The organism is Hwanghaeella sp. (assembly GCF_965227365.1).
Taxonomy (GTDB): Bacteria; Pseudomonadota; Alphaproteobacteria; order UBA8366; family Aestuariispiraceae; genus Hwanghaeella.
In genome coordinates, this window is record NZ_OZ245754.1 from 4,289,901 (window position 1) to 4,302,491 (window position 12,591).

Annotated in this window: 11 protein-coding genes; 6 read left to right on the forward strand and 5 right to left on the reverse strand. The window is 63.4% G+C overall.

Annotated features, from left to right (window positions below):
- Nucleotide 1: 1 nt before the first annotated feature.
- The 4 genes from ACQK2G_RS19615 to ACQK2G_RS19630 all read right to left on the reverse strand — a co-directional run bounded on the left by ACQK2G_RS19615 (nt 2) and on the right by ACQK2G_RS19630 (nt 2,870).
- Nucleotides 2-1,222 carry a CCA tRNA nucleotidyltransferase gene (locus tag ACQK2G_RS19615; RefSeq protein ID WP_425406726.1) on the reverse strand — a complete coding sequence of 407 codons (1,221 nt, stop codon included), beginning with the start codon at nt 1,220-1,222 and terminating at the stop codon, nt 2-4.
- Between the two features lie 107 nt (nt 1,223-1,329).
- Entirely contained in the window at nt 1,330-1,614 is a 285-nt protein-coding gene (locus ACQK2G_RS19620) for a DUF6111 family protein (protein WP_425406727.1), read from the reverse strand.
- Nucleotides 1,611-2,261: a CoA pyrophosphatase gene (locus ACQK2G_RS19625; RefSeq protein ID WP_425406728.1), complete on the reverse strand. Its 651-nt coding sequence runs from the start codon at nt 2,259-2,261 to the stop codon at nt 1,611-1,613. The genes ACQK2G_RS19620 and ACQK2G_RS19625 overlap by 4 nt, the downstream gene beginning before the upstream one ends.
- Before the next feature lie 36 nt (nt 2,262-2,297).
- Complete coding sequence (locus ACQK2G_RS19630; RefSeq protein WP_425406729.1) at nt 2,298-2,870, reverse strand: DUF1285 domain-containing protein; 573 nt, start codon at nt 2,868-2,870, stop codon at nt 2,298-2,300.
- A gap of 271 nt (nt 2,871-3,141) precedes the next feature.
- On the opposite strand from ACQK2G_RS19630, the gene ACQK2G_RS19635 reads away from it, so the two are divergent.
- The 6 genes from ACQK2G_RS19635 (at nt 3,142) to ACQK2G_RS19660 (ending at nt 11,657) form a co-directional block, all read left to right on the forward strand.
- Nucleotides 3,142-4,107: an AAA family ATPase gene (locus tag ACQK2G_RS19635; RefSeq protein ID WP_425407676.1), complete on the forward strand. Its 966-nt coding sequence runs from the start codon at nt 3,142-3,144 to the stop codon at nt 4,105-4,107.
- Nucleotides 4,108-4,138: 31 nt separating this feature from the next.
- Nucleotides 4,139-5,065 carry a DUF58 domain-containing protein gene (locus tag ACQK2G_RS19640; RefSeq protein WP_425406730.1) on the forward strand — a complete coding sequence of 309 codons (927 nt, stop codon included), beginning with the start codon at nt 4,139-4,141 and terminating at the stop codon, nt 5,063-5,065.
- Complete coding sequence (locus ACQK2G_RS19645; RefSeq protein WP_425406731.1) at nt 5,062-7,797, forward strand: DUF4159 domain-containing protein; 2,736 nt, start codon at nt 5,062-5,064, stop codon at nt 7,795-7,797. Before ACQK2G_RS19640 ends, ACQK2G_RS19645 begins: the two co-directional genes overlap by 4 nt.
- On the forward strand, nt 7,794-9,881 hold the full coding sequence (locus tag ACQK2G_RS19650; protein WP_425406732.1) for a hypothetical protein: 2,088 nt from the start codon (nt 7,794-7,796) through the stop codon (nt 9,879-9,881). The genes ACQK2G_RS19645 and ACQK2G_RS19650 overlap by 4 nt, the downstream gene beginning before the upstream one ends.
- Nucleotides 9,882-10,051: 170 nt before the next feature.
- Nucleotides 10,052-11,284: an aminotransferase class V-fold PLP-dependent enzyme gene (locus tag ACQK2G_RS19655; protein ID WP_425406733.1), complete on the forward strand. Its 1,233-nt coding sequence runs from the start codon at nt 10,052-10,054 to the stop codon at nt 11,282-11,284.
- A gap of 79 nt (nt 11,285-11,363) precedes the next feature.
- Entirely contained in the window at nt 11,364-11,657 is a 294-nt protein-coding gene (locus ACQK2G_RS19660; protein ID WP_425406734.1) for a DUF1330 domain-containing protein, read from the forward strand.
- A 27-nt stretch (nt 11,658-11,684) separates the two neighbouring features.
- Here ACQK2G_RS19660 and ACQK2G_RS19665 read toward each other — a convergent pair whose 3' ends face one another.
- Nucleotides 11,685-12,554, reverse strand: a complete 870-nt coding sequence (locus ACQK2G_RS19665) for a TIGR01459 family HAD-type hydrolase (RefSeq protein ID WP_425406735.1) — start codon at nt 12,552-12,554, stop codon at nt 11,685-11,687.
- Nucleotides 12,555-12,591: the final 37 nt, after the last annotated feature.

Sequence of the window (12,591 nt, forward strand, 5' to 3'; positions counted from 1 at the left end):
GTCACGCGTTTCCCGTCTTGGTTATCAGCGATCTAGCGTAGGCCAGGCAGTCGGCCCGGTCCGGTTCGAACCCGCTACGGACCCACCAGTCCTCCACCGTGTTGAGCAGGACGCCGATCTGCTCACCCGGCGCCATGCCGGCATCCAGCAGGTCCCGACCGCGGATCGGAAAGGATTTCGGCATCCACTTGTCGGCGGCGGATACGACGATCCGCCAATCCTCTGCATCGCTGCCATCCTTGCCGTCAGACCGGGCAAGCGCCAAATGCCCGGCGCACCGGGCCCGATCCGCTCCGTGCCGATAAAGATACGCACCGACCTCGTCTGCCGGAGGGGGCGCGTCCCGTGCCAAGTCGCGGACGCCGCGCAGGAGTGAAGCCTCCTTGCCGGACAGCCGCAATACGGCGGCAACGGTATCCACATCGATCCCACCGCCCAACAAGGCCGCCAAACGGGGAACGGGATCGGTTGTCTGCCCTTCGAGGCGGATGAAAGCCGCCAAAGTGGGAAGATCTACATCAGGGATGCCAATTTCCGGCCAGATACCCGCCGCGGACATCCGCTCCAGGGACGGTATCGGATCGTCCGCTTCCAATAGCCGCAGCAATTCCTGGCGTATCCGCTCGCCGGAAAGCGAGGGCAGCATATGCGCCAATTTCACGCAGGCTGCATAGCCTGCTTCGTCCGGTTCTCCCCTGCCGTAATGGGCGTGAAACCGGAAGAACCGCAAAATCCGCAGCACATCCTCTCTAATTCTCTCCTCGGCCTCGCCGACGAAGCGGACGCGGCCCGCACGGGCATCTTCGATCCCGCCGAAATAGTCATGCACCGCACCGTCCCGGTCCATGGACATGGCGTTCATCGTGAAGTCACGGCGAAGCGCGTCCTCGCGCCAATCCCGGGTGAAGGCGACGACGGCACGGCGCCCATCCGTTTCGACATCCCGGCGCAATGTCGTGACCTCGACTGGTTGGCCCTTCGCCACCAGCGTTATGGTCCCGTGTTCGATGCCCGTGGGAACCGCCTTAATCCCGGCCTGACCGGCGCGCGCCATGACCGCGCGCGGCTCCAGGTCCGTCGCGATGTCGATGTCGCGGATCGGCCGGTCCAGCAGGGTGTCCCGCACGCATCCACCGACGAAACGGGTCACCCCGTCCGACAACGCTTCGAACACCGCGGTCACGCCGGGTGTCCGCATCCACTCCTGAATGGCGATCCGCATACGGCCCTACCTGCCTGAAAGTGCGCCGAACTGCCGCCAAACTGCCATGCGTGACGGATGGATGGCAAAAGCAAAGCCGCTTCCGGCGCCTGTAAGGTGGGTTTGCGTCAGTCCTTGAAACCGCCCGGGACGATCTTACCGTCTTCCATATGCGGCGGGATATAGGCGCCAGGGTTCTTCTCGTCCCCCGGCAGGCCCAGCAAGGCAATGGTAAGCGCGGTCAGGGCCGCACCGGTGCTGACCAGGGTAACCCAGGGCCAACGGCGCCATTCCGGAAGCCTACGGCCCTGCAATTCGTCCTCACGGTTCTTCGCCGTGAAGTACAGATACATCATATAGGCGATCGTGGGCGCCAGCAGCGGGATCGCTATCGTCAGAATCTTTCGGATCATGGCCGAACGCGCTCCGTCATCAAAACATCGGCAAGGTTGACCAGCATTCCCGCCGTCGCCCCCCAGATATAATAGTCGTTATAAGGCATTGCATAAAAACGCCGGGTAACGCCTTCCAACTCGTATGAGTGCTGTTGCCGATTTCCGGGCATCAGGAAATGCCGCAGGGGCACTTCGAATACTTCCGCCACCTCGAACGGGTCGGGGTTGATCGTGAAAGGCGGGTTCACGAAACCGACGACCGGGGTCACCGCGAAACCGGTCCGCGTCACATACCGATCGAGAGAGCCGACGACCTCCACTTGAGTCGGGGCAAGGCCGACCTCCTCCTCCGCCTCCCGCAAGGCGGTCGCGACCGGGTCTTCGTCATGTTCCTCGATCTTGCCGCCGGGAAAACTGATCTGCCCCGCATGGTCGCGCAAATGATCGGTCCGCTGCGTCAGCATCACCGTGAAACCGGCCGGACGCTCCACCAGCGCGACCAAAACGGCCGCCGGCGTCAATCTGTCGCGCACCGGCTTCATGCCCGGGTTCAGGTCGTTATCGCCCCGGCTGGCGATCGCGCCGCCGCCGGACGCCGCCATCACACGCTGACGGATCGCCTCCCGCGATTCGATCTCCTCCGTGTTTCCCGCACCCGATGTCATCTCAACTTATCCAAACCGCAAAACCAGATACTCCGGCTACTCCGCCGGTCCCAAATCGAAACACGCGCCGCCGCTTCGGACGCAGAGGCGCCTCCCTTCGGTGGTCTCAACCTCTTCCGCCAGATCGGCCAATTCATAAAAGACGGACCGCGCGATCAGCGCGTCCAACCCGCCCCTGAAACGTATATAGGGCGACGGTTCGCCGGTGTCAGGATCGTGACTGACCGAAATCGGGTGATCCGCGTCCGCCGTGACCCAATGGTCCAGATTTGTGCGGAACATCAGGGTTTGGCCCGCTCCACCGTGTTCGGCACCGTTTTCGACCTTCATTTCAACCGCCACGAAGGGCGCGTCATCGACCGAGATGCGCCCCCGTTCCACTGGTGTCACCAACCAGAAGACGCCGTCATCGTCACGCTGCAGCACGGTAGAAAACAACTGGCAAAGCCGTTTTCGTTCGATCGGATCACCGCGGTAGTACCAGGTTCCGTCGCGGGCGATGCGCATATCATAGTCCCCGGTCTCCCCAGGCCAGGGAAAACCGGTCAGGGCACCGCCGTTTTCGATCAATTCGGCGAGACGGGAGGGCGTGCTGGCTTGCGTGGACATCGTATGCGCATCATCCTTCAAAATCACGGTGCCGCCAAGCGGCGGTGCCCCGGTAGAAATGGCGGTCGGAACGGCGGATCGACAGGCGGTAAAACGCACAGAGACGAATTTCCGCCCGATCCGGCATTGTTGGGGTTCATGCAACCGACCGCCGGCATATATAGTAACGGTGATAGATGTCGATTGGATCGATGTCCCGTAGAAGCAAGGGAGCAGGATCTTGGCCGGAACCGAAAGCACCGCTGCAAGCGCACAATCAGATGACGGGGACATCGCCGCGCATGTCGAACGCACCGTCGCGCAACTGGCGGAGGCGCGAAGCCGTGTCGGCCGCGTCATATACGGTCAGGAAACCGTTATCGAACAATGCCTGATCACCTTGCTGGCGGGCGGTCACGGCCTGCTGGTGGGCGTGCCCGGCCTGGGCAAGACGCTGTTGGTCGAAACGCTGGGCTCGGTTCTGGGATTGAGCGAGAAGCGCATACAGTTCACGCCTGACCTGATGCCGGCGGACATCCTGGGATCCGAAGTTCTGGAGGAAAGCGGCGGCAGCCGAAGCTTCCGCTTCCTGCCCGGACCGATTTTCACCCAGCTTCTGATGGCCGACGAAATCAACCGTGCCAGCCCGCGCACCCAGTCAGCGCTTTTGCAGGCGATGCAGGAAAGCCGGGTCTCCATTGCCGGGGCCTATCATGCGCTGCCTCAGCCTTTCCATGTGCTTGCCACCCAGAACCCGATCGAACAGGAAGGTACCTATCCGCTACCGGAAGCGCAGTTGGACCGGTTCCTGATGCAGATCAATATCGACTATCCCGAAGCCTCGGCGGAGCGGGAAGTTATCATCAAGACTACCGGCCTGACCCGCGCCTTGCCCGAACAGGCGATGACGGCGGATGAACTGGCGGAGGCGCAAAAACTGGTTCGCCGCATCCCGGTGGGCGATTCGGTCGTCGATGCGATCCTGTCCCTGGTCCGCGAAGGCCGGCCGGAATCGACCTCCAGCGAAATGGTGCGGAACTATGTCGGCTGGGGCCCGGGTCCCCGCGCCAGCCAGGCCTTGATGCTGGCCGCGCGGGCGCGCGCAATGCTGACCGGCCGCCTGGCGCCGTCGATCGACGATATCGTCATCCTGGCCCGACCGGTCCTGCGGCACCGCATGGCGCTGGGCTTCGCGGCGCGGGCCGAAGGCATCACCATCGATCAGGTCATCGACTCGCTGACCGAAACGCTGCGTTGAAATACAAGGTGAACGGAAACAGGCGGCCGACTTGCATGACCTAGGACCCACCCCCAGCCCCTCCCTGGATCTCGAAAGGGCGAAACGCGCCGAATCGGAAGCGGAGCTGCTGGGTGAACGGCTCGAAGCCCTGATTGTTCACGCGGAACAGGTCGCCCTGACGATTGCCCAGGGCGTGCATGGCCGGCGCCGGATCGGTCCCGGTGAAACCTTCTGGCAGTACCGTCCCTTCGACGAACGCGACAGCGCCCGCGACGTGGACTGGCGACGCTCCGCACGATCGGATGCGCTGTTCGTGCGCGATACGGAATGGGAAGCGGCGCAAAGCGTCTGGCTGTGGCGCGACGCCTCCCCTTCTATGGATTTTTCGTCCGATCGGCGCCTTGCCACAAAAGGCGAACGGGCGGACCTGTTGACGATTGCCTTGGCGGCGCTGCTGCTGCGGGGCGGTGAGCGCGTCGCGCTGATGGGCGGCGAATCCCGTCCGGCATCGGGACGCGGCGTTCTGACCCGACTGGCCAGCCATTTGCTGTTCGGGACCGAAGGCGGGAACAGCCTGCCCGACGCGATCAATCTGCCGCGCCATTCGCAGGTCGTGCTCATCGGCGACATGCTGGCCGACCCGGATGAGTTGAGGCACCGCATTGCCGCCTATGCCGCCCGCAACGTGCGCGGTGTGATGTTCCAGATCCTGGACCCGGCGGAAGAAAGCCTGCCCTATCGCGGGCGCATTCATTTCACCGGGATGGAAGGCGAGGGCGAGGAACTGCTGAACCGGGTCGAATCCTTGCGCCCCGGGTATCAGAAAAGACTCGAGGCGCATCGGGACGCCCTGCGCCAGATAGCGCGGCTGACCGGATGGACCTATCTGATACATGTGACGGACAAACCGCCGGAGCATGCCTTGTTGAGCCTTTTTGAGGCTCTTGAACATGGTCAGCAACGGATGCGCCGATGAGCCTGGACCTGCTGCAGACATTGAGCTTCGCATCGCCCTGGATGTTGGCGGGACTTCTGCTGCTGCCGGCATTGTGGTGGTTGCTGCGTGTCTTGCCCCCGGCGCCGCGGCGCCTCGCCTTCCCGGCCCTGCGCCTGCTGATGGGGCTGCAGACCGATCAGAAAACACCGAACAGCGCGCCTTGGTGGCTTGTCCTGCTGCGCCTTGCGGCGGCGGCGGCGGTCATTCTGGCGCTGGCCCATCCACTGTTGAACCCGACCAAGACATTGCCGGGAAGCGGACCGCTGATCCTGGTTGTCGATGACGATTGGTCTTCGGCCGGCGGTTGGGACGCCCGAATGGACTATTTGATCGGCCTGACCGAGGAGGCCGACCGCGCGGACAAGTCCGTCTTCCTTGTTACGACCACATCGGAGGATGGAACACCGCCGCAGGATCGGGGCGTATTGCGGCCCAATCAAGCCAAGGCCGTGCTGCAATCCCTGAAGCCCAAGTCCTGGGAAGGCGACCGCATGGCGGCGCTTCGCGTGGCCGAAGGCTGGCGCTTCGACGGATCGGCGAACGTATTCTGGGCATCCAACGGCCTCGGCGGCGAGGACTATTCAGGTTTCGCGGAAGGCCTGCAGCGCCTTGGTTCTCTGACGGTGCTGGAACCTGATGCAACCGACGGACCGGTCGCCGTATCCGCACCGGAGAAGGGCGGGGCGGATCTGCGCTTCAAGGTGAAACGGTCCTACGGTGAAGCGCAGGAGAGGATCGCCTTGATCGCCCGCGCGATCGATGGCCGCGCCTTGGCCCGCGAAGAGGTGACGTTCGGCGCTGACGCCTTGGAAGCGGAAGCCGTCTTCACGCTGCCCGCGGCCTTGCGGAACGAATTGGCGCGGGTGGAGACGGAACTGCCGCGCGGCGCGGCGGCGGTGAGCCTGATCGACGAGCGCTGGCGCGACCGCCCGGTCGGTCTGATCGACGAAAGTGCGCTGGACACCGTCCCCGCGCTTCTGTCGGAAGCCTATTACGTCCGCCGCGCCCTTGAACCGCTCGGCCAGTTGAGCTTCGGACCGCTCAATATCCTGATGAAAGGCGAGCAGGCCGTCATCGTCGCCCCGGACAGTACCAAGCTGACCGACCAGGACCGGGAGATGCTGTCCGGATGGATTGAGGAAGGCGGCGTTCTGGTGCGTTTCGCCGGGCCGAGATTGGCGCAGGATATAGACGACGGCTTGACGCCCGTTCGCCTGCGTCGGGGCGGCCGCGTGCTGGGCGGCGCGATGCTGTGGACCGAGCCGTTGAAATTGGGGCCGTTCTCACAGACCAGCCCCTTTGCCGATCTCGCACCGCCGCAGGATGTCGTCGTCATGCGCCAGGTCCTGGCCGAGCCCAGCCTGGACCTGGACACCAAAACCTGGGCGCGGCTGCAGGACGGCACGCCCCTGATCACCGCGGCCCAGCGCGGTCAAGGATGGGTCGTTCTTGTGCACACGACGGCCAACGCGGATTGGTCGACGCTTGCGCTGTCCGGCACTTTCGTCGAGATCCTGGAGCGGTTGATCGACCTCAGCAACGGCATTACTTCGAACGTGGAAACCGCCGACACACTGTTGCCCCCTGACCGCATCCTGGACGGTTTCGGCCGCCTGGTGGATCCCGGCGCGACGGTGACGCCCCTGTCCGGCGAGGATCTTTCCGCAACACCGCCGAATGCCAAGAACCCGCCGGGCTTCTATGGAACGGACGATCTTCGCCGGGCCTATAACCTGGCCGAGAAGGTGTGGGAGTTCAGCGCCCCGGATGTTTATCCCGCGGGTGTCGCGCCGAAACGCTATCAGGCGGCGGCGACGGTAGACCTGAAACCCTTCCTGTTGACCGCGGCGATGGTGCTCGTCCTGATCGACGGCCTTGTAACATTGTTCCTGCGCGGTTTCGTGAATCCGATGCAGCGCCGCCAGGCGGGCGGCGTCGCGGCATTGCTCGTTCTGGGTCTTTTTGTAGCGGCGCCGGACCCGGCGGCGGCGCAGAATGAGGACATCGCCACCATAGAGGCCCTGGATGGAACGGTGCTCGCTTATGTCAGGACCGGCGATGCGGAGGTCGACCGCGCCAGCCAAGCGGGTCTCTACGGATTGGCCCTGGTTCTGAATCGGCGAACGGCGGTAGAGGCTTCGAACCCGGTCGGCGTCGATATCGACAATGACGAACTGGCCTTTTATCCGCTGCTTTACTGGCCGATCACCGCGAACCAGCAACCCCTGAACGCCGCCACGGTGGATCGTCTCAACGAGTTCATGGCATCGGGGGGGACCATCCTGTTCGACACGCGGGACCAGGCAACCGGCGGTGTCGGCGGCGATCAGACCCGAATTCTGCAGCGGGTCGCGCGCGGCCTCGACATCCCGACGATGGAACAGGTCGGCCCTGAACATGTCCTGACCAAGAGTTTCTATCTGATGCAGGACTTCCCGGGCCGTTGGACCGGATCTCCCGTCTGGGTCCAGGCCGGCGGCGAAACGTCGAACGACAGCGTCTCCCGCGTGATCGTCGGCGGCAACGATTGGGCCGCCGCCTGGGCGGTCGACGAATTGGGGCAGCCGCTCTATGCCGTGGTTCCCGGCGGCGATCGCCAGCGTGAAATGGCCTATCGGTTCGGCGTCAATCTGGTGATGTATACCCTGACCGGTAACTACAAGGCCGATCAGGTCCATGTCCCGGCCATTCTGGAAAGGCTTGGGCAATGAGCGAACTGGCCATAAATTTCGCCCCGCTCATCCCCTGGTGGGCCATCGCCGTCCTGGCCGGCATAGGGGTGCTGATCGCGGCCTATGGATTGTTCATGGGCGCCAGCGGGTCGTTGATCCGCCTGGCCGCCGCGGCGGTGCTGGCCCTGGCGCTTGCGAATCCATCGGCGATATCCGAAGACCGCGAACCGCTCAAGGACGTAGCCGTCATCCTGGTCGATGAGACACCGAGCCAAGGCCTGGCCGACCGGTCCGCGCAAACCGAAGCCGCCGTCGCCGAACTGACCAAGGAATTGGACCGGCATGCCGCGACATTGGAGACACGGGTCGTGCGCCTGTCGCATTCGACGGTCGAGGAAGCCTCCACCGGAAGCCGTCTCCTTCGCCCGCTGCGTGATGCGCTCGCCGACGTACCGCCGCGGCGGGTCGCCGGAGCAATCATTGTCAGCGACGGCCAGATCCACGATCTGGATCAAATAGGCAGCGGTGACCAGGCGGCTCCCTTCCCCGCGCCGATCCATTCCCTAATCACCGGCAAGCCGGGCGAGGCGGATCGGCGGTTATCCGTGCTTGAAAGCCCCAGCTTCGGCCTCGTCGGGGAAAGCGCGGATCTGGTTGTCCGTGTCGACGACCCCGCCTCGGAAGGCCAGGCCGTGCGCGTGACCATCAAGGTCGACGGCAACTACATCCGGCCCGTCAGGGCGCAAGTCGGTGAAGACACGAAAATCAGCGTACCGCTGGATCATCGCGGCGCAACGGTCATCGAATTGGCGGTTCCCGAAGGACCGCAGGAACTGACGCTTCAGAACAACGAAGCCGTGGTGACGGTGAACGGCGTGCGCGACCGGCTCCGTGTCCTGCTGGTATCGGGCGAGCCGCATCCGGGCGAGCGAACCTGGCGCAATCTTCTTAAATCCGATCCGTCGGTGGACCTCGTCCATTTCACCATTCTGCGTCCGCCGGAAAAGCAGGACGGCACGCCGATCCACGAACTCTCGCTGATCGCCTTCCCGACCCGTGAACTGTTCGAGGTGAAACTGCACGAGTTCGATCTGGTCGTCTTCGATCGGTTCCGCCGGCGCGGCGTGTTGCCGTCGTTGTATCTGTCGAACATCGTTGACTATGTGCAGAAGGGCGGTGCCTTTCTGGAAGCGAGCGGACCCAGCTTCGCCGGCCCTTACAGTCTTTTCCGCACACCGCTGGGACGGTTGCTGCCGGGCGAGCCTACCGGCGCGATCACCATGCGCGGTTTCAAACCGGACGTCACCGATGTCGGCAAACGCCACCCGGTGACCAGTCGCCTGCCGGGCGGCCCCGAAAGCTCCGCCAACGGCGAACCGCAATGGGGTCGCTGGTTCCGGCAGATCGAGATCGCGAACCCGACGGGCAATACCTTGATGCGGGGGCTGGACGGCCAGCCGCTTCTGGTCCTGAACCGGGCCGAAGAAGGCCGTGTCGCCCAGTTCCTGAGCGATCAGATCTGGCTATGGGCGCGCGGCTTCGAAAGCGGCGGCCCGCAGCGGGAACTGCTGCGCCGGCTGGCCCATTGGCTGATGAAAGAGCCCGATCTGGAGGAAGACGACCTGCGGGCGGAACTGCAGGGCGGTTTGTTGACGATCACCCGGCGTTCCCTGGAGGAGCGAGCCTTCATCGCCAGCGTGACCGATCCCGACGGCGTCGAGAAATCCGTGCCGCTGGAACTTGGCGAGGACGGCATTCATCGCGGAGCCCTGCCGGTGACGCGTGCGGGCGTTTACCGCATCAGCGACGGCACCCTGGTCGCGATTACGGCGGTCGGCGACTTGAACCCGATCGAATATAGCGAGGTTGCGGCGACGACCGAAAATCTGGCCCCACTGTCCGAGGTAACCGGGGGAAGAACCGAATGGCTGGTCAACGGCCTGCCGCGGATCCGTCGAACGGATCCGGACCGGCCCGCGAACGGACCGGGTTGGATCGGCCTGCGCGAAAACGGCGATTTCGTGGTGACCGGCATTTCGGCGACGACGCTGCTTCCGGCTGCACTGGTTCTGGCTTTGTTGCTTGGGTTGATGTCCCTGGGTTGGTGGCGGGAAGCGAAATAGGCGCGGCCCTGACGCACGGTTCTTCGCATCGCCGGCCCGTGAAACACATCCGAATACCCTGCATCACGGACCATTCATGAAACAGTGCGCCCCGTGCGCATGTGCCGCTTGCGGTGCGGGTTCGGAAGCTGGCAAAGTAATCGCCCTGATTTCTCAGGAACCTCACAGGTTTGGCACATACCGGGACATCCATGGACGTCGAAGAGCGTAACAGAACAGAAGTTTCGAACCCCTCCAACGAGGTGACCGAAAAGTTCGGCCGGCCCCTGCGTGAGCAGTTCTTCCTGGAACCGGAATGCACCTACCTGAACCATGGATCCTTCGGCGCCCTGGCGAAACCGGTCGCGGCGGCGGCGGACGCCCTGAGACTGCAAGCGGAACGGCAGCCGTCCCGATTCATGATGGACGAATTGCCGGATCTGATCCGTGATTCAGCCGATAGTCTCGCCAAGTATCTGGGTGCGCGCGGTCGCGACATCGTCTTCGTCGATAATGCGACGACGGCCGTCAACGCGGTGCTCCGGTCGCTCGCCTTCCTTCCGGGCGACGAGATCGTTACGACTTCCTTCTGTTACAACGCCGTCCGCAAGACCCTGGAATTCGTGTCGGAACGCGCAAACGCGCGCTTGGTCACCGCCGAGATGCCGTTTCCGCTGATCAGTCCGGCGGACACGGTACAAGCCATCGCCTCCGCCATGACCCGTCGGACCCGTCTGCTGGTTGTCGATCATGTCACGTCCGAGACCGGTCTGGTTCTACCGATCAACGATATCGTCCGGTTGGCGCGAAGCCGGAACATCCCGGTCCTGGTCGACGGGGCCCATGCCCCGGGCATGCTGCCGGTGAAACTGGAGCAGTTGGACGCGACCTGGTACGCCGGCAATTGCCACAAATGGATGGGGACGCCGCGGGGTGCCGGTTTTCTATGGACCTATCCCGACTTTCAGCCGCGGGTCCGGCCGACCACGATCAGCCACTATATCAGCAACGGATACAATGCCGCTTTCGACTGGCCGGGAACCAAAGATTTCACCGCTTGGCTCAGCGTGCCCGCGGCGATCGATTTCCGGGCAGGACTGGGCGAGGCGGAGATTTACGCCTATTGCCGGCGTCTGACCGCCCGCGCCGCCCGACTGCTGTCCGACACATGGCAATCCGATCTCGGCTCCCCCCGCGGGATGATGGGTTTCGTCGCCACCGTCGCGCTGCCGTCCTCGGCAAAGGCCACGCCGGCGGCGGCCGACAAGATCCGCCGGACCCTGCGCACCGAGCACAATCTCGAGACCTACGTAAAGGCGATCGACGGTCGTTTCTGGGTGCGGGTCTCAGCCTATGTTTACAACGACCTGAGCGAGTTCGAACGGCTGGCGGAACTGGCGCCAAAGGTCGCCGCCGACCTGTAGGCCAACCAATGAGCCAACCAATGGGCCAACCTTTCGGCATTATCGGAAACCTGAAAATCCAGAAGAATGGAGACGCCCGATGAAAGGGTATTGGATCGTCCTTGGAACGGCTGTCACCGATCAGGCGGCGCAAGAGGAATACGGTCGGTTGTGGCGTCCGATCGCGGAAAAGTATCAGGCGAAGGTCAATCCGTCGAAAGTGCCGCCGGTTCTAAAGGAAAGCCGCAACACGGCACGCGTCATCATCGTCGAGTTTCCGACGTATGAGGCGGCTGTCTCCTGTTACGAGGACCCTGCCTATCAGGAAGCAAAAAAGGTCGCCAATACCGCTGGCCAGCGGGACCTGCTGATCATCCAAGCGGAAATCGAATAGCGAACCGGACCGTCGCCCCTGTCAGATCTACCACTTGAACAAATCGGCGGCATGGGTCGGTCGCGCGCCGTACTTCCTGGACAACGCGTCGATACCCTGCGCGGTCACGGGCCGGTCGATTTCCTCGCCATGAATGCCGCCCAGGATCAGGAGCGAGTCTATCCCTGCGTCGTTCGCCCCCTTGATATCATGGATCAATGAATCGCCGACGCCGATCGCGCGGTCCAGCCCGCCCGCGATTTCGCTGCACATTTCATACACTTCCCGGGTCGGCTTTCCGTGCCAGCGGACTCGACCGCCGCGTTTCTCGTATACCTCGGCGATCGCGCCGGGGCACATTTTCAGGCTGCCATCGGGCTGAACGCTTACCCGGTCGGGATTCGCGCAGATCATCGGCAAGTCCCGAGCAAGCCCTTCCGCCAGGGCGGGTTCGTACCATTCCAGATCCTGGTGGTCGGTGCCGGCGCACAGAATGAAGTCCGCCTCCGCGATTCGCTCGACTTCCTCGAATCCGGTTCCCTCGACGATGCCCCGGTTCGGGTCCCAGGCGAAGATCAGGAACTTCGGGCCCAGGGCGGCGTAGAACGGATCGGTCCGGGTCGACAGATTCCGGTAGACCAGTTCGCCGGATGTGATGATTTCCAGATACAGCGACCGATCGACGCCGAGACTGTCGAGACGACCATGCGAGTCGGATGCGCGCTTGCCGGAATTCGAGAGGATGATGGTTCTCTTGCCCGCATCGGCAAGGCGGCGCATGGCATCCAGCGCACCGGGATGAAGCGTCACCCCGTCATGAATGACACCCCATTGGTCCAGCAGATAGGTATCGTACTCGTCGGCAAGGTTTCCGATTCCGTCAATAATTCGCACTGCGTGCGCCGATTGTTCGGCCATCTGCTGCTTCCCGTTTTCCTTAGATGTTAACGAAGGG